Annotated in this window: 15 protein-coding genes and 1 riboswitch; of the genes, 6 read left to right on the top strand and 9 right to left on the bottom strand. The window is 68.8% G+C overall.

From position 1 onward, the window contains the following. Positions 1 to 11 precede the first annotated feature (11 nt). A complete protein-coding gene (locus tag AB0H76_RS15675; protein ID WP_357323342.1) occupies positions 12 to 599 on the top strand; it encodes a TetR/AcrR family transcriptional regulator in 588 nt (195 codons plus the stop codon). 39 nt (positions 600 to 638) lie between these two features. On the opposite strand, the gene gcvP is transcribed toward AB0H76_RS15675, so the two are convergent. The 7 genes from gcvP to AB0H76_RS15640 form a co-directional block, all read right to left on the bottom strand. Further along, the gene (gcvP, locus tag AB0H76_RS15670; RefSeq protein ID WP_357323340.1) at positions 639 to 3,479 is read right to left on the bottom strand and encodes an aminomethyl-transferring glycine dehydrogenase; all 2,841 of its coding nucleotides are present in this window, start codon (positions 3,477 to 3,479) and stop codon (positions 639 to 641) included. Positions 3,480 to 3,625: 146 nt separating this feature from the next. Beyond that, a riboswitch (glycine riboswitch) is annotated at positions 3,626 to 3,726 on the bottom strand. Positions 3,727 to 3,803: 77 nt separating this feature from the next. Next, a complete protein-coding gene (locus AB0H76_RS15665) occupies positions 3,804 to 4,364 on the bottom strand; it encodes a MerR family transcriptional regulator (RefSeq protein ID WP_357323337.1) in 561 nt (186 codons plus the stop codon). A gap of 171 nt (positions 4,365 to 4,535) precedes the next feature. Beyond that, positions 4,536 to 5,009: a bifunctional nuclease family protein gene (locus AB0H76_RS15660; RefSeq protein ID WP_357323334.1), complete on the bottom strand. Its 474-nt coding sequence runs from the start codon at positions 5,007 to 5,009 to the stop codon at positions 4,536 to 4,538. A gap of 163 nt (positions 5,010 to 5,172) precedes the next feature. Continuing rightward, positions 5,173 to 5,922, bottom strand: a complete 750-nt coding sequence (locus AB0H76_RS15655) for a MerR family transcriptional regulator (RefSeq protein WP_357326191.1) — start codon at positions 5,920 to 5,922, stop codon at positions 5,173 to 5,175. 70 nt (positions 5,923 to 5,992) lie between these two features. Next, positions 5,993 to 6,478, bottom strand: a complete 486-nt coding sequence (gene garA / locus AB0H76_RS15650; RefSeq protein ID WP_357323332.1) for a glycogen accumulation regulator GarA — start codon at positions 6,476 to 6,478, stop codon at positions 5,993 to 5,995. 171 nt (positions 6,479 to 6,649) lie between these two features. Next, positions 6,650 to 7,048, bottom strand: a complete 399-nt coding sequence (gcvH, locus tag AB0H76_RS15645) for a glycine cleavage system protein GcvH (protein WP_357323330.1) — start codon at positions 7,046 to 7,048, stop codon at positions 6,650 to 6,652. A gap of 88 nt (positions 7,049 to 7,136) precedes the next feature. Beyond that, on the bottom strand, positions 7,137 to 7,751 hold the full coding sequence (locus tag AB0H76_RS15640) for a CDP-alcohol phosphatidyltransferase family protein (RefSeq protein WP_357323329.1): 615 nt from the start codon (positions 7,749 to 7,751) through the stop codon (positions 7,137 to 7,139). Between the two features lie 130 nt (positions 7,752 to 7,881). Here AB0H76_RS15640 and AB0H76_RS15635 point away from each other — a divergent pair, with 130 nt between their 5' ends. The 5 genes from AB0H76_RS15635 (at position 7,882) to AB0H76_RS15615 (ending at position 13,091) form a co-directional block, all read left to right on the top strand. After that, a complete protein-coding gene (locus AB0H76_RS15635) occupies positions 7,882 to 9,558 on the top strand; it encodes a GMC family oxidoreductase (protein WP_357323326.1) in 1,677 nt (558 codons plus the stop codon). Positions 9,559 to 9,606: 48 nt separating this feature from the next. Further along, positions 9,607 to 11,016 (top strand): DUF2252 domain-containing protein, encoded by a 1,410-nt coding sequence (locus AB0H76_RS15630; protein WP_357323324.1) that lies wholly within the window; start codon positions 9,607 to 9,609, stop codon positions 11,014 to 11,016. Positions 11,017 to 11,169: 153 nt separating this feature from the next. Further along, positions 11,170 to 12,063 (top strand): nuclease-related domain-containing protein, encoded by an 894-nt coding sequence (locus AB0H76_RS15625; protein WP_357323321.1) that lies wholly within the window; start codon positions 11,170 to 11,172, stop codon positions 12,061 to 12,063. Beyond that, positions 12,024 to 12,680, top strand: coding sequence for a phosphatase PAP2 family protein (locus AB0H76_RS15620; protein ID WP_357323319.1), 657 nt, complete (start codon positions 12,024 to 12,026; stop codon positions 12,678 to 12,680). Before AB0H76_RS15625 ends, AB0H76_RS15620 begins: the two co-directional genes overlap by 40 nt. 99 nt (positions 12,681 to 12,779) lie before the next feature. Further along, positions 12,780 to 13,091 carry a hypothetical protein gene (locus tag AB0H76_RS15615; RefSeq protein ID WP_357323316.1) on the top strand — a complete coding sequence of 104 codons (312 nt, stop codon included), beginning with the start codon at positions 12,780 to 12,782 and terminating at the stop codon, positions 13,089 to 13,091. A gap of 1 nt (position 13,092) precedes the next feature. Here the strand turns inward: AB0H76_RS15615 and AB0H76_RS15610 are convergent, their stop codons facing one another. Next, positions 13,093 to 13,767, bottom strand: coding sequence for a biliverdin-producing heme oxygenase (locus AB0H76_RS15610; protein WP_357323314.1), 675 nt, complete (start codon positions 13,765 to 13,767; stop codon positions 13,093 to 13,095). Positions 13,768 to 13,884: 117 nt separating this feature from the next. Beyond that, entirely contained in the window at positions 13,885 to 15,426 is a 1,542-nt protein-coding gene (locus tag AB0H76_RS15605) for a threonine/serine exporter family protein (protein ID WP_357323311.1), read from the bottom strand. Positions 15,427 to 15,439: the final 13 nt, after the last annotated feature.

The following is a 15,439-nucleotide window of genomic DNA, read 5'->3' as shown; positions in this document are numbered from 1 at the left end:
GGGAGTTGTTTGTGGAGACCCAGCGCCGCCCCGGTGGACGTAGTGCACGAGTCCGGGATGCGGTCCGGCAGGCGACGCTGGTCGAGGTGACCCAGCGCGGCTATCAGGGCCTGACGGTCGAGAACGTCGCCAAACGCTCCGGCGTGCACAAGACCTCGATCTACCGGCGCTGGGGCAGTCCCGAGGGCTTGGTCGCCGACGCGCTGGAATTGGCTGCCGCCGAACCGATTCCGATCCCCGACACCGGCAGCCTGGACGGCGATCTGCGGGCCATCACCGAGGCGGTCCGGGCCGGCTTCGCCAGCCCGCACGGCGGCGCGATCGGCTGCGCGTTCATTCTCGCGGGCATGCAGAATCCCGCCGCCGCGGCCGCGCTGCAGAATTTCACGGCCGCCCGCCGCAAACAATCGGTCGTGGTGGTGGAGCGCGCGGTGGCCCGCGGGGAAGTATCGGAGAGCATCGACGCCGAGGAGCTGATCCGTTTCGCGCTGGCCCCGATCTACTACCGGATCTTCGTCACCCACGAGCCGGTGACCGCGGCCGACGCGGTCAAGGCCGCCGACGCGGCGCTGACCGCGGCCCGCGCCGGCATCCTCTGACCGCGAGGCCCGCCCCGGTGATCGGGGCGGGCACCGCGCTCAGTCCTCGTAGTCCGACAGCGGCGGGCAGGAGCACACCAGATTGCGGTCGCCGTAGGCGCCGTCGATCCGGCGCACCGACGGCCAGACCTTGGCCCGCGGGTGGCCGACGCCGCGCGGGTAGACCGCGGTCTCCCGGCTGTAGGGGTGGTTCCACTCGCCCACCAGGCATTCCGCGGTGTGCGGCGCGCCCCGCAGCGGGTTGTCCTCGACCGGCCACACGCCGGCCGCGACCTGATCGATCTCGCCCTTGATCGCGATCATCGCCGCGCAGAACGCGTCGATCTCCTCGAGATTCTCCGACTCGGTCGGCTCCACCATCAGCGTGCCCGCCACCGGGAAGCTCATGGTCGGCGCGTGGAAGCCGTAGTCCGCCAACCGCTTCGCCACATCGTCGACGGTGACGCCGGTGCGCTTGGTGATCTCGCGCAGATCCAGGATGCACTCGTGCGCGACCATCCCGTTGTCGCCGGTGTAGAGCACCGGGAAGTGCTCGTCGAGGCGCTTGGCGATGTAGTTGGCCGAGGCGATGGCGGTCAGGGTGGCCCGGCGCAGACCCTCGGCGCCCATCATCCGGATGTAGGCCCAGGTGATGGGAAGGATGGAGGCGGAACCGAATTCGGCCGCCGACACCGCGTAGGAACCGGCCTCCAGCGGGTTGCCGGGCAGGTACTTCGCCAGATGCTCGCGCACCGCGACCGGGCCGACGCCGGGCCCGCCGCCGCCGTGCGGGATGCAGAAGGTCTTGTGCAGGTTCAGGTGGCTGACATCGCCACCGAACTTGCCCGGCCGGGCCAGCCCGACCAGGGCGTTGAGGTTCGCACCGTCGACATAGACCTGCCCACCGGCCTCGTGCACCAGGGCGCACAGCTCGGCGACCTCGTGCTCGTACACGCCGTGCGTGGACGGGTAGGTGATCATGATGCAGGCCAGCCGCTCGGCGTGATCGGCGATCTTGGCGCGCAGGTCGTCGAGGTCGATGTCGCCGTTCTCGCGGCACTTCACCACCTCCACCCGCATGCCGACCATGGCGGCCGAGGCGGCGTTGGTGCCGTGCGCGCTGGACGGGATCAGGCAGGTGTCGCGGTGGGTGTCACCGCGGTCCAGGTGGTAGCGGCGGATCGCGAGCAGGCCCGCGTACTCGCCCTGGCTACCGGCGTTGGGCTGCAACGAAACCCGGTCGTAGCCGGTGACATCGCAGAGCCAGCCCTCCAGATCGGCGATCAGCTTGCGCAGGCCCGGCGCGTCCTCGACGGGCGCGTAGGGGTGCACCCGGCTGAACCCCGGCCAGGTGATGGGCTCCATCTCGGCGGTGGCGTTGAGCTTCATGGTGCAGGAACCCAGCGGGATCATGCTGCGGTCCAGCGCGATGTCCTTGTCCGAGAGCGAGCGCAGGTAGCGCAGCATCGCGGTCTCGGTGTGATACCGGGTGAACGCGGGCGCGGTCAGGAACTCCGAGGTGCGGTTCTCGATGTGCGGGCGCAGGTGGCCGTGGAACAGCGCGCCCTCCGGCCCGACCGGCACCTCGGCGCCGAAGCAGTCCAGCACGGCGACCACGTGGCCGTCGGTGGTCACCTCGTCGCAGGCGATGGCGACGTGGTCGGCGTCGACCAGGCGCAGGTTGATGCCCGCGCCCTTGGCCTTGGCCACGATCGACTCCGCGCCGCCCGGCACCCGGACCAGCACGGTGTCGAAGAAGCTCTGGTGCACGACGGCGTCGCCGAGCCCGGCGGCCAGCCACTGCGCGTGCCCGTGCACCCGGCGCGCGATGTTCCGCAGCCCCTCCGGACCGTGGTAGGAGGCGTACATGGCCGCCACGATGGCCAGCAGCACCTGGGCGGTGCAGATGTTGGAGGTCGCCTTCTCGCGGCGAATGTGCTGCTCGCGGGTCTGCAGCGCGAGCCGGTAGGCGGTGTTGCCGTCGGCGTCGACCGAGACGCCGACCAGGCGGCCCGGCAGCTGGCGGGCGTGCGCGGAATGCACCGCGAGATAGCCCGCGTGCGGCCCGCCGAAGCCGAGCGGCACACCGAAACGCTGCGTCGTGCCGAAGCAGACGTCCGCGCCCTGCTCGCCGGGCGAGGTGATCAACGTCATCGCCAGCAGATCCGCGCCCACCGCGACCAGCGCACCGCGCTCGTGCGCGGCGTCGATGATCGGCTTGCAGTCGATGATCCGGCCCGAGGCGCCCGGCTGCTGCAACAGCACACCGAAGTAATCCCCTTCCGGCACAACGCCTTCCGCGAGATCGGCTGCGACGAGCTCGATGCCCAGCGGCTCCGCGCGAGTCTGCAACAGGGTGCGAGTCTGCGGGAAGACATCGGCGTCGACCAGCAGCCGCACCGACTTGGACTTGCGGTTGGCGCGCTGCAGCAGCGTCATCGCCTCGGCCGCCGCCGTCGCCTCGTCCAGCATGGAGGCGTTGGCGACCTCCATGCCGGTCAGCTCCGAGACCATGGTCTGGAAATTGAGCAGCGCTTCCAGGCGGCCCTGCGAGATCTCCGGCTGGTACGGGGTGTAGGCGGTATACCAGGCCGGGTTCTCGAGCAGGTTGCGCACCAGCACGGGCGGGGTGAGGGTGTCGTAGTAGCCGAGCCCGATCATGGTGGTGGCCACGGTGTTCGACTGGGCCAGTTCGGCCAGCTCGGCCAGGGCCTCGTGCTCGGAGAGGGCCGGCGGCAGGCTCTCCAGCCCGTTGGTGGCGATCTCGTCGAGAATGCTCGCGGGCACGGCCCGAGCGGCCAGTTCGTCCAGGTTCCCGACGCCGACGACGGGCAGGATGGTGGCGAGTTCGCCCTGATCAGGGCCGATATGGCGGTCGGCGAAGGTACGAGTCGGGATCACGGCGGCTCCAAGGTCGGGGCGGGTCGACGGGTGCGGTCGACAATTACCTGCCCTCCCCCTCTGTCGTTGGAGCCTGAGAGATTCGGGAGTGGTGGTCCCTTTCCCCATCGGCGGGCGATACGAGATCACCACTTTCCAGAGGCGCCGAAGCCCGTACGGTCCCTGTTGCCTGAGAGATTGACGGGGAGGTGCTGCTCCTTCGGCGCCCGGTTTCGAATCGAGACCGGGACTCTCCCGCACGGCGGCGACGCACCGCCCAGTTTAGGTGGTGCGTCGCGAATTCCGTGTCACCAGGTCCCTGTTTGGTGCGTCACGGCCCGCCGATCAGCCGATCTTGCGGTTCATCCTGGCTTTACGCCGGAACGACAACTCGTCCTCGGGGCGCTCGGTGACGGTGGACGCGCGCTCGGCCGGGAAGTTCGCGATGGCCCCGGTGAGCTCCTTCATGGCCCCGCTGAGCGCGATACCGAACACGCCCTGTCCGCCCTGCAGTAAATCGACTACCTCCTCGGCCGAGGTGCACTCGTACACCGTGGTGCCGTCGGAGAACAGCGTGACTCCGGCCAGATCGGCGACCCCGCGGCTACGCAGGTGGTCGACGGCGATCCGGATGTTCTGTAGCGAGATCCCGGCGTCCAGCAGGCGCTTGACGATCTTGAGGACCAGGATGTCCTTGAAGGAGTACAACCGCTGTGAGCCCGAACCGGCCGCGCCCCGGATGGACGGTACGACCAGGCCGGTGCGTGCCCAGTAGTCGAGCTGCCGGTAGGTGATTCCGGCCACCTGGCACGCACTCGGGACGCGGTAGCCGAGCAGATCATCGGGCACCGAGTCGTCCGGGAACAGGCCAGGCTGTACGACATCATCCTGCGTTTGCTCTGCCACTGACCACTCCCTTACTTCGACGCCCAGCCCTCATCCGACGACTCGGCGGCCCGCCCAACTTTCGAGGTTACTCCCCCGATTGTCCAGGTAGCACCAGCATCGGACCAAGCGCGACGCGCGGTTAAAGTCTCGACCAGTGGTTCAGACTCTGGCCCCTACCGGGAGTATGCCCTAGCTGTCGGTCGCCTTGAAGTCGTCCGGAGAGACCGATTCGAGGAACTCTTTGAACTTCTCGACCTCGTCTTCTTTCTCGTCCGGCATGACCAGCCCGGCCTCCTCCAGCACCGGTTCCTCGGCGTAGATGGGGCAACCCACCCGCAAGGCGATGGCAACCGAATCCGAGGGCCGCGCCGAGATCCGCAGGCCGTTCTCGAAGACCAGATCCGCGTAGAACGTGCCCTCCTGCAGATCCACGATCCGCACCTCCTTGAGGGTGTGCCCCAGCTTGGCGATCAGCGTCTTGATCAGATCGTGGGTCAACGGCCGGATCGGGGTGACGCCCTCCTGCTCCAGCACGATCGCCGTCGCCTCCGCCTGACCGATCCAGATCGGTAGATAACGATCACCGGATACTTCGCGGAGCAGCAGCACGGGCTGATTCTGTGGCTGCTCGACACGAATGCCGATGACCCGCATTTCACTCATCGAACTGCCTCCCATACTCGCCGGCCGCCCGGCATGACCACCGCGGGGCTCGCCGTAACACCGAGTCTAAGCGAACCCGGAGCACCTCTGCGATTGGTGTGCACAGCCGAAATCGGCGTGTTGCCATGGTGGAATACAGGACCGGCGCCGGACCGAAACCCGTTCAGTTGCCGAGCGAGTTCCGGACCGAGGCTTTGACCAGGCAGGTGTGCAAGGTCAGCGACAGCGCCGCCAGCTCCCGGACGGTTTCCTCGGCCCGGGCGCGGGCCCCGGCATCGCGGCTCTTGGCGATCGGCGCGGCAATCTGCGCGACCAGCGCGGCCTCGCGGTCCGCGGCGAGCTTGAATGCCCGCAGATGCCGTGCCTCCAACCCGAATTCGGCCATCGCCCGCGCCGTGCGCGCCAGCGTGACCGCGTCGGCGTCGAAGTAACCCGCCGCACCGGGAACGATCAGATTCGCCCGGATCAGATCGTTCAGGAACGGCTCGTCGATCTCGGCCTGGGACAGCAAATCCGCTCGGGTGAGCCGGATTTCGTGATCGAAGCGCAACTCCTCCGGTGAGACCTCGCCCGGCACCACGCCCAGCGTGCGCGGCGGGGCGATCCGGACCTCGGGCACACCGGAGCCCGGGACGGCCGACGCCCGGGCGCGGGCTTCCCGCACACCGAGCGTCGCCGCACCTTTGTCGATCGCTTCGAGCTGTTCCTTGATCACCTTCAGGGGCAGATACTGATCACGCTGAGCGGTCAGCACGAATCTGAGCCGTTCGGTATCCGCGACCGAGAATCTGCGATAGCCCGACTGCGTGCGTTCGGGCCGGATCAAACCCTCGGCTTCGAGGAATCTGATCTTGGAGATGGTGATGTCCGGAAAATCCGGTCGCAGCAGGTCGAGCACGGAGCCGATCGACATCCCGCCGCGAGCCCACTGCGCCGCTCCCGTCACAGCGCCGATCCCGTCGAGATCGTCGGCGCTGCCGTTCTCATAACTGGCCCGCACCTGCCGAGGACTCGTTGACCTGCGCGCGCGGCCCGGTGAGGAACACGAGCCGGAACTTGCCGATCTGTACTTCGTCGCCGTTCTGCAGCTCCGAGGAGTCCACCGGTTCACGGTTGACGTAGGTGCCGTTCAGGCTGCCCACGTCGACCACCTGGAATGTGTCGTCGTCCTGCCGGAACTCTGCGTGCCGACGGCTGACCGTGACGTCGTCGAGAAAGATGTCACTGTCGGGGTGGCGGCCGGCCGAGGTGGTCGGCTGATCCAGCAGGAACCGCGAGCCCGCGTTCGGGCCGCGCTTGACGACCAAGAGGGCCGCACCCACCGGCAGACCCTCGACCCCTTGGACCGGCTGCTCGCCGGTCGCCTCTGCGGAGCGCGACGCGTCGACCTCGTTCAGGAAATCCGCGCGGAAGACCGACGTCGTCTCGGCCGCGGTCTCCTGGTAACCCGGGTCTTTGTTCTCGCTCACCGTTTCTCTCCTCCTCGAACCTGATTATCCATGCAAGCAGGTGATGCCATCTTCGACCCGAACGCTGGGCTCGAGTCGCTAGTACGCCGATGTCGCGACCCCGGCGAAACTGTTGGCATTGACCGTACCCTGCCAGGGCGTACCCGTGCAGGTAGAACTGGGAAGGGACCTTCAGCCCCCGATAACTCCTTGATAACCTGCGGAATCCAGCAATTCGGCAAGTGTCTTGTCGAGTGCTTCGACGTCCTCGACCTCGAGCTCGAACATCCAACCCTCACCGTAGGGGTCGGTGTTCAGCGTCTCCGGCTCGGCGTCCAAAACCTGGTTCACCGCAACGACTTTCGCCGCCAAGGGAGCGTAGATATCGGAAACGCTCTTGGTGGACTCCACTTCCGCGATGCTGTCACCTGCGGCAACGTCGGAATCCGACTCCGGCAGCTGCACGAAAACGACATCGCCGAGCTGCGACTGGGCGTAGTCGGTGATGCCGACCCGGACCCGGGTGGGGGCCACGCGGCGCACCCACTCGTGCTCCTCGGTGTAGCGCAGATCATCGGGCAGATCGGTCACTAGCCGTCCTTTCCTATCGAAGGTTGCACGCAACTCTAATGGGGGATGGCATACCGACGCAGTCGGCGGGGTGGATTTAAGCGTCGAACTATGGGGTGCGGTGTGCCGCAGCGGGTATCGCCCGCGCCACGGCGACGGCCTTGGCGGTATAGAGGATGCCGGTCCAGACATACACCGCCGTACCCCAGACGAGGAAGGCCCAGCCGAAGGCTCGTCCGAAACCTGCCAGGGCCCAGTCCATCTGGCCGGCCAGCACCCACGGGAACGCCGACATCAGCGCGAAGGTGGCGGCCTTGCCCAGGTAGATCACGTCCGGCGGATCGAGGTCGCGGCGTTTGTAAACCACCAGGGTCAGGGTGAGGACCAGTTCGCGGGCGACCAAGATCACTGCGAGCCACCAGGGAATCAGGTCGCGCAGGACGAAGGCCAGCAGGGTCGCCACCATGTACAGCCGGTCCACGAACGGGTCCAGCAGCGCGCCCAGGCGCGAGGACTGATCCAGCAGCCGGGCCAGCTTGCCGTCCAGGAAGTCGGTGAAGCCGCTGGCGACCAGCAGCGCGAACGCCCAGCCATCGGCGTGCTGGACCAGCAGCAACCACAGGAACAGCGGCACGCCGAGCAGGCGGATCACGCTCAGCACGTTCGGGACGGTCACGATGCGGTCGGCCAGGACCGCCCGAATGCCGGTGGGTTCGGTTGTCACTGCCCGTGCATACCGCACCACACCCCCACAGCGCCATCCAGGCACGCCACGAGTGGCCGAACATCTCTATCGGTGAGAGACCGAGCGTGAAACCATCTCAGGAGATCGGCTCGCTGAGTGAGAGGAAGCCATGCCCGCCTTCGACTACGACGTGGTAGTGATCGGTTCCGGTTTCGGCGGCAGCGTGAGTGCGCTGCGGCTGACCGAGAAGGGGTACCGGGTCGGCGTGCTGGAGGCCGGCCGCCGCTGGACGGCGGCCGATCTGCCCAAGACCAACTGGAATGTGCGCAAATCGATCTGGGCCCCGCGCCTGGGCCTGACCGGCACCCAGCGGATCAGCCTGCTCGGCAAGTGCGCGGTGTTCTCCGGCGCGGGCGTCGGCGGCGGCTCGCTGATCTACGGCAACACCCTCTACGAGCCGCTGCCGAACTTCTACACCGACCGGCAGTGGGCGCACATCACCGACTGGAAAGCCGAGCTCGCGCCCTACTACGACCAGGCCAAGCGCATGCTGGGCGTGGCGCCCAATCCGCGCCTGTCCCCCGCCGACGAGGTGATCCGCGAGATCGCCGAGGACCTGGGCGTCGGCGAGACCTTCCACGCCACCAACGTGGGCGTGTTCTTCAACGAGGCCGACCCGGGCACCGAGGTGGACGACCCGTACTTCGGCGGCGTCGGCCCGCGCCGGCGCGGTTGCGTGCACTGCGCGCAATGTTTCACCGGCTGCCCGCACAACGCCAAGAACACCACCCCCACCAACTACCTGTACCTGGCCGAGCAGGCCGGCGCCGAGGTGCATCAGCTGACCAGCGCCACCGCGGTGCGGCCGCTGCCCGAGGGCGGCTACGCCATCGACACCGCGCGCCCGGACCGCTGGATCCGCAAGGAGTCCAGGACCTTCACCGCGCAGCAGGTGGTCTTCGCGGGCGCCGCGCTGGGCACCCAGAAGCTGCTGCACAAGATGCGCGACGAGCGGGTGCTGCCGGAGCTGTCGCCGCGGCTGGGCGAACTCGCCCGCAGTAATTCCGAGGCGATCCTGAATGTGGTGAGCCGCACCCGCACGGATTTCGCCGAGGGCATCGCGATCACCTCCTCGATCCATCCCGAAGCCGACACCCACATCGAGGTCTGCCACTACGGCAAGGGCCAGAACGCGCTGTTCCCGCTGTCGGCGCCGATCGTGGACGGCGGGGCGTTCCGGTTCCTGCGCTTCCTGCTCGCGATGGTGGTGCATCCGCTGGCGTTCCTGCGCAGCCTCAATGCCCGGCGGGCCTCGGAGAAGTCGGTGATCCTGCTGGTCATGCAGTCGCTGGACAACTCGCTGACCTCGTTCCGGCAGCGCGGTCAGCTCAAGACCAAGGCCGGCGGCGGGGAACCGAACCCGACCTGGATCCCGCTGGCGCACGATGTCGGCCGGCGGTTCGCCGACAAGGTCGGCGGCGACACCCACGGCATGATCATGGACGTCTTCAACATCCCGGCGACCGCGCACTACATCGGCGGCTGCGTGATCGGCGAGGGTCCGGAAACCGGAGTGGTGGATCCCTACCAGCGGATCTTCGGCCATCCCGGGCTGCACGTCGCGGACGGCTCGGCGGTCACCGCCAACCTCGGGGTGAACCCGTCGCTGACCATCACCGCGCAGGCCGAGCGGGCGATGGCGTTCTGGCCCAACAAGGGCGAGGCCGATCCGCGGCCCGCGCTCGGCACGGACTACCGGCGGATCGGCGCGGTCGCCCCGAAGCAGCCGACCGTCCCCGTCGCCGCGTTCGGTGCGCTGCGGCTGCCTATCACCCCAGTTTCGTGACGGGAACGACAGCGCGGCGGTGACGTGGGCACGCTAGCGTGATCCGTTGTGTCCGACAGTGGTATCGATCTACGCAGTTACGTCCCCGAGGAGGAGGTGCGCGCCCGCGGCCGCGCGCTGCGGGAGGCGACCCCGGTGGCGGCGCGCGACCGGGAGGCGGCGAGTCCGGATCGCCCGGAGGTGCTGGCGTTCCTGAAGGACGCGCACGCGAATCGATTGCCACACCTGGTGCCGTTGCGGGTCGGGCGGATGCTGTCGGGCCCGTTCAGCTTCTTCCGCGGTGCCGCCGGGCTGATGGCGGCCGACCTGCACCGCGGCCCGGTCTCCGGTCTGACCGCGCAGATCTGCGGTGACGCGCACGCCGCGAACTTCGGCCTGTTCGGCACGCCGCAGGGCGAGATAGTCATGGATATCAACGATTTCGACGAGAGCGTGCCCGGGCCCTGGGAATGGGATCTGGAGCGGCTGGCGGCCAGCCTGGTGCTGGCCGGGCGGGAATCCGGCGTGGACGCCGACGGCTGCCGCGCCGCCGCACGTGACGCGGCCCGCACCTACCGCCTGGAGATCGACCAGCTGGCCCGGATGCATTTCCTGCAGGCCTGGACGGCGCTGCCGGACGAGTCGGTGCTCGGCACCGCCAAGGCCGACGATCTGCTGGACAACTTCAAGAAGGCCGCCAAGAAGGCCCGCAAGAACACCAGCGCCAAGGTGGCGGCCAAGTGGACCCAGCTCGACGACCACGAGACCGGCATCCGTAAGCACCGCTTCGTCAGCGATCCACCGGTGCTGACCGGAGTCGAGGACCGGGTCGCCGAGGCGGTCATCGACGGCCTGCAGCGCTACGCGGACACGCTGCGGGATTCGCGCGCCAACCTGCTGGCCCGATTCGCGGTGTCCGACATCGCTTTCCGCGTCGTCGGCACCGGCAGCGTCGGCCTGCACAGCTATGTGGCGCTGCTGCACGGCAACGACGGCGAGGTGCTGGTGCTGCAACTCAAGCAGTCGATCCCCTCGGCGCTGACGCCGTACCTGCCGGTGCCGCCGGTGCCGCACGAGGGCGAGCGCATCGTGCGGGCCGCGGGGCTGGTGCAGGCGCAGAGCGACATCCTGCTCGGCTGGACCTCGGTGGAATTGGCCGATCCGCACGACGGCGCGCTCGAGGAACTGCCGTTCCTGGTGCGCCAGTTCCGCAACTTCAAGGGCAGCATCGACCCGGCCGAGCTGTCCGGCGACGATCTCGACGACTACGGCCGCCTCGCGGGCGCGCTGCTGGCCCGCGCGCACTCGCGCTCCCTGGATCCGCGGCTGACCGCGGGCTATCTGGACGGCGACGAGCGCTTCGACGACGCGATCGCCGCCTTCGCCGTGCGCTACGCCGACCGCACCGAGCAGGACCACGCGCAACTCGTCGCGGCCGTCGACGCCGGGCAGTTGACCGCCGAGCTGCCGGCGGATTGAACACGCCGGGCCGCGTGCAGCAGTGCAGCCGGGCATGGTCCTCGTATTCTTAGGTTGACGCCGCGGTGTGAGCTCAGCGCCCGGAGGCGGTAGCGCAGCGTGGCCATGGAGGGCGTTGTGAGCACCGCAAATTGATACTGAAGGGCGGTCCCCATGCTGGTACGGGTGCAGAATCCGGCGGGCACGAATGCCGAACGGGCGCTGATCGACTGGCTGCGCACCTGGAAGGAACCGGAGAACCCCAAGGGCGTCGCCACCATCAACTGCAGCCTGTTCCACAACGATCGGCTGCAGCAGTTCGACGCGGTGGTGTGGACACCGACCAGTTGCGTGGCGATCGAGGCCGAGGCGCTGGTCGCCCGCCAGGACGGCGTGCTGGAGATCCCGCTGAACGGTCCGTGGACCATCAACGAGGAACCCGTCGTCATGGAGGGCCGGGATCGGCGCACCCCGCTGGAGAAGTCCCGTGAGCACACCTTCGCGTTGCAGAGCTGGCTGGCCGCGCGCGGGCTCGGGCAGCGCGCGGTGCACGGTGTCGCGCTCATCGTCCCGTTGCGTGGCGCCGACCTGACCGTCGAACAGGCCTGGAGCGACCCGAGTTTCGATGTCATCCTCGGCAACGACCCGGTGGCGCTGGAGCAGTACTTCGAGGCGCTCGCCGAGTCCGAGAAGCATCTGTGGACGGCCAACGATGTCGCGGTCGCCTTCCGCGCGATGGGCATCCTGCCCTACCTGCCCGCGCCGCAGGATCTGCTGGCCGAGGGCTTCCTGGGCCCGATCGACATCACGCTGTGGCACGGCGGGCCCGCTCAGGCCCAGGCCGAGGCCTACGCCGAAGAGCTGGCCATCGCCGAGCGCGAGGCCGCGCGCGGCGGCCGGGTGTACACCGCGCCCTGGTACAGCCCGTGGAAGTTGTATCCGGTGGAGACCGGTCAGGTGAAGATGGGCAGCGGCTGCCTGCGCACCGCCCTGTTTCTCGGCATGCTCGTCGCGTTCGCCTGGGTGCTGTGGTTCGTCATCACAGCGCTGCTCACCTACGGGCCCTGAGCACCGTGCTCGGCCGGGTGCTCGTGGTCGCGCTGTGTGCGCTGGTCACGATGACCGTGCCGTTGAGTTTCCCGCCGGGCGGCGGCCCGACCGGCGTGGACCGCGCGGTCGCCACCGGGGTGCACGACGTGCTCGACGGCGACAGCGGCCTCTACCAGGCGCTGGCATTTCCCAGTAACGGCTATGTGGTGCTGCCGCTGCTGCTGGCCGCGGTGGCCTGGTTCGGCTTTCGCCGCCAATGGCGGCGGGCCGCAACGATGTTGGCGGTCCCCGAGCTCACCCTGGCGCTGAACACTTGGGTGCTCAAGCCGCTGTGGAATCGCCCCCTGGACGACTATCTCGCCTATCCCAGCGGCCATACCGTGCACCTGGTCGCCGTCGCGACAACCTTTGCCCTGCTGACGGATTCGGCGCGCACCCGCGCCGTGGTCGCCGCGGTGACCGCGCTCACCATGGCGGCGGTCACCGTCGGCATGATCGGCCTCGGCTATCACTACGCTACCGACGTGCTCGGCGGAATCGCGGCGGCCATCGCGCTGCCGATCGTAATGTGCTGGGCGGCAGCGGCTCTGGCGCCCGACCGTACCGGGCGCCCCCGGACGCCCGCTATGCCGTGATTCTTCGCACGACACGCTTCACTTACTGTGAAGCGCCTGGGAATTCATTGTCCCGGTGGCTCCCCCGCACGTACGGTGAAGGCGGGAAGGGAGCTCGATATGTCCGGAAAGACACCGTGGTGGGCCCTGGTGGCCGGCGCGTTCATGTTCATGCTGCTCGCGTCGAGCCTGCTCCAGGCGGTGCGTGACCTATTCACCTACGCGGTGATTCTCGTGCTGATCGTCGCGATCGCCCGGCTGGTGTACGTCATCCGGCACGAGCGCGCGGTCGCGGAACGGCGGGCCGCACGGGCGCGCCTGGAACGGCGCGGCCCGCGCCGGCAGGGCGCGATGCTGCTGGGCGGCCTGGACGCCGCCACCTACCCGTCCGCGCGCGAACCGCGCCGCCGGGAGTGGCGCACCCAGAGCTGACTCAGGACGGCTTGCGCGCCGGGAACTCCTCGGCGAGCTCGACGAACATCGCCGTGTTCATGGCGAAGGCGCGCTGTGCCTCGTCCAGGGCGCGGCGGCGGTCCAGGTCGTCGAGCGGGAGTTCGTCCAGCAGCGTGCGGTATTCGCGCTTGAACGCGGCCGGATTGCTGATGCCGTCGAAGACGTAGAAGCGCACGCCGTCGCCGCGGCGCGGCAGATCCCACAGCTTCTCGGCGGTGCCGCGGATGACCTGCCCGCCCGACAGATCGCCCAGGTAGCGGGTGTAGTGGTGCGCGATGTAGCCGGCCGGCCAGTCCCGCGCGCACTCCTCGATGCGGGCCGCGTAGGCGGCGGTCGAGGGCAGGGCCTGCAATTCGTCACGCCACCGCGGGCCGATCAGCGCCGTGAGATCGCGCTCCAGCTCGGCCGTGCGGGCCAGCTCCGGGCGGATGAACGGGCCCGCGATCGGGTCCTGGGCCAGGGTGTCCCAGTGCGCTTCCAGCGCCCGGTAGACGAACCACAGCTGGCCGGTGTAGCGATGGTAGGAGTCGATCGGCAGGCCGCCGCCGAGCATGTCGCTGATGAAGGTGGAGCTCTCCGCCTCGGCATGTTGCGCCTCGGTCGCGGTCCGGATCTGCGCCGAGAACGGCACCACCTCGGGAACTTCCTGCTGCACCACGAACCACCTCACCGATCACCCGACGCCCGGCAACCGACTTTGGTTACCCTAACTACTCGACCATACCGACCGGGCGCACTCGCCGGTATCCATCTTTCGGTGGAATCGGTTCGATCATTGGGCGGAGGGGCCGCGCCGGATGATCCGGCGCGGACGGCGGGCCACCCGCACCACGATGGGCCGGCGCAGCGACCCGAAGCGGCTGAGAATGACCGGGCGCAACTGCGTGCGGTCGAACCATTCACCCAGTGTCACACCGGCGGCCAGCGCGCAGCCGATGCCGAACGCGCCGATCAGCTGGTTCAGTCCGACGATCAGCTGATCGTTGAGCAGCCCGTACAACCCGCGATAGACGCTCAGGCCGGGCAGCAGCGGTGTGATGCCCGCGAGCGCGACGACCAGCGGCGGCGTCAGCGCGCGGCGCGCCATCAGACCACCGGCCAGGCCGACCACCGTCGCGGCCACACCGGAGGACACGACCGCGCCGAAACCGATGTACTGCACCAGCAGAAAGACGATGATGCCCGCCGCGCCGCCGAGCGCGGCCGCGGCCAGCGCCCGTTTCTCCGCGTAGCAGGCGAGCGAGAAGGCCAGCGCCGCGACGGCGCCGGCCAGGATCTTGACGGGCAGATCGGTGATGTCGCGGCCCGCGGCCAGATCGATCGAGGGCACCGTCGCGCCGAACGCCTCGCCCAGCCGCAGCGCGAGCGCGATGCCCGCGACGATGCCGCCGGTCATCATCACCACCTCGAGCATGCGCGCGGTCGCGGTGATCGGCGCGCCGGTGATCGCGTCCTGTACCGCGCCGAACAGTTGCAGACCCGAGAGCAGCACGGTGATCCCGGCCGCGACGATCAACGTGGGATTGGTAGATATTCCGAGCGGTTCGACGAAGGTCGCCAGCACGATCGCCGGCGCCACCGCGATCGCGCCACCGACCATGTGCTGGAAGAAGAACGGCAGGCCGAAGCGGTTGAGCACGCGGTTGGTCCGGTCGATCGCCGCGGTGGTCGCGAAGCTGACCGCGGCGACGAGCAGGTTGCCGCCGAGCAGCGCGGCGATCGAGGCGGCCAGCAGCGACCAGCCCACGGTGGCGGTCCAGCGGTGGTACGGATGGTCGGCCCTGGTGATGTCGTCGAGTGCCGCGCGGGCCTCGTCGGGCGGTACCACCTGGTTGCGGATCCGACGGGTGAGGCGGTCGACGGCGGCCAGGCGGGTGAAGTCCAGCGAGCGCTGCCGGACGACGCGCATGCTGCTGGCCGGGGGCAGTTGCAGGCCGCGGTCGGCCCAGATGCGGATCGCGTCGTAGGTGACGTCGACGTCGCAGCGCGCCAGGCCGTAGGTGGCGGCGATGAACCGCACCTGATTGGTCGTGTCCATCACGCCGGTGCCCGAAGCCAGCACCACCTCGCCCACCCGCACTGCCAGATCGAGCACCTCGGCCACCCGGGCGTCGTCGGTGAGATCGATCGGCTGCAGAGGCGTCGGCGCCGAGACGAGCGTGTCGACGGTGGCCTGGCGATCGCCGACGAGGACGCCGACGGCCTGGCTGAGCCCCGGAATGTGAGCGCGGCGCGGTCGCAACCGTTTACGCCACCCTCTCCGGTCGGCCGGCTCCTGTAGTTCCTCTCCTCCCGAGGCGGTATCCAAACCCATGACCGTCGAAGGT

Source organism: Nocardia sp. NPDC050712, from assembly GCF_040654295.1.
In the GTDB taxonomy this organism is placed as follows: Bacteria; Actinomycetota; Actinomycetes; order Mycobacteriales; family Mycobacteriaceae; genus Nocardia.
Note: the sequence above shows the minus strand (reverse complement) of the source record. Positions and strands in the feature narration are given on the sequence as shown.

What these genes read in the sequence shown, in the direction of transcription:
- AB0H76_RS15655 (WP_357326191.1), bottom strand. Translation starts at nt 5,922, where the DNA reads ATGTCGATCGGCTCCGTGCTCGACCTGCTGCGACCGGATTTTCCGGAC.
- AB0H76_RS15635 (WP_357323326.1), top strand. Translation starts at nt 7,882, where the DNA reads ATGCCCGCCTTCGACTACGACGTGGTAGTGATCGGTTCCGGTTTCGGC.
- AB0H76_RS15615 (WP_357323316.1), top strand. Translation starts at nt 12,780, where the DNA reads ATGTCCGGAAAGACACCGTGGTGGGCCCTGGTGGCCGGCGCGTTCATG.
- AB0H76_RS15605 (WP_357323311.1), bottom strand. Translation starts at nt 15,426, where the DNA reads ATGGGTTTGGATACCGCCTCGGGAGGAGAGGAACTACAGGAGCCGGCC.
- AB0H76_RS15625 (WP_357323321.1), top strand. Translation starts at nt 11,170, where the DNA reads ATGCTGGTACGGGTGCAGAATCCGGCGGGCACGAATGCCGAACGGGCG.
- AB0H76_RS15660 (WP_357323334.1), bottom strand. Translation starts at nt 5,009, where the DNA reads ATGAGTGAAATGCGGGTCATCGGCATTCGTGTCGAGCAGCCACAGAAT.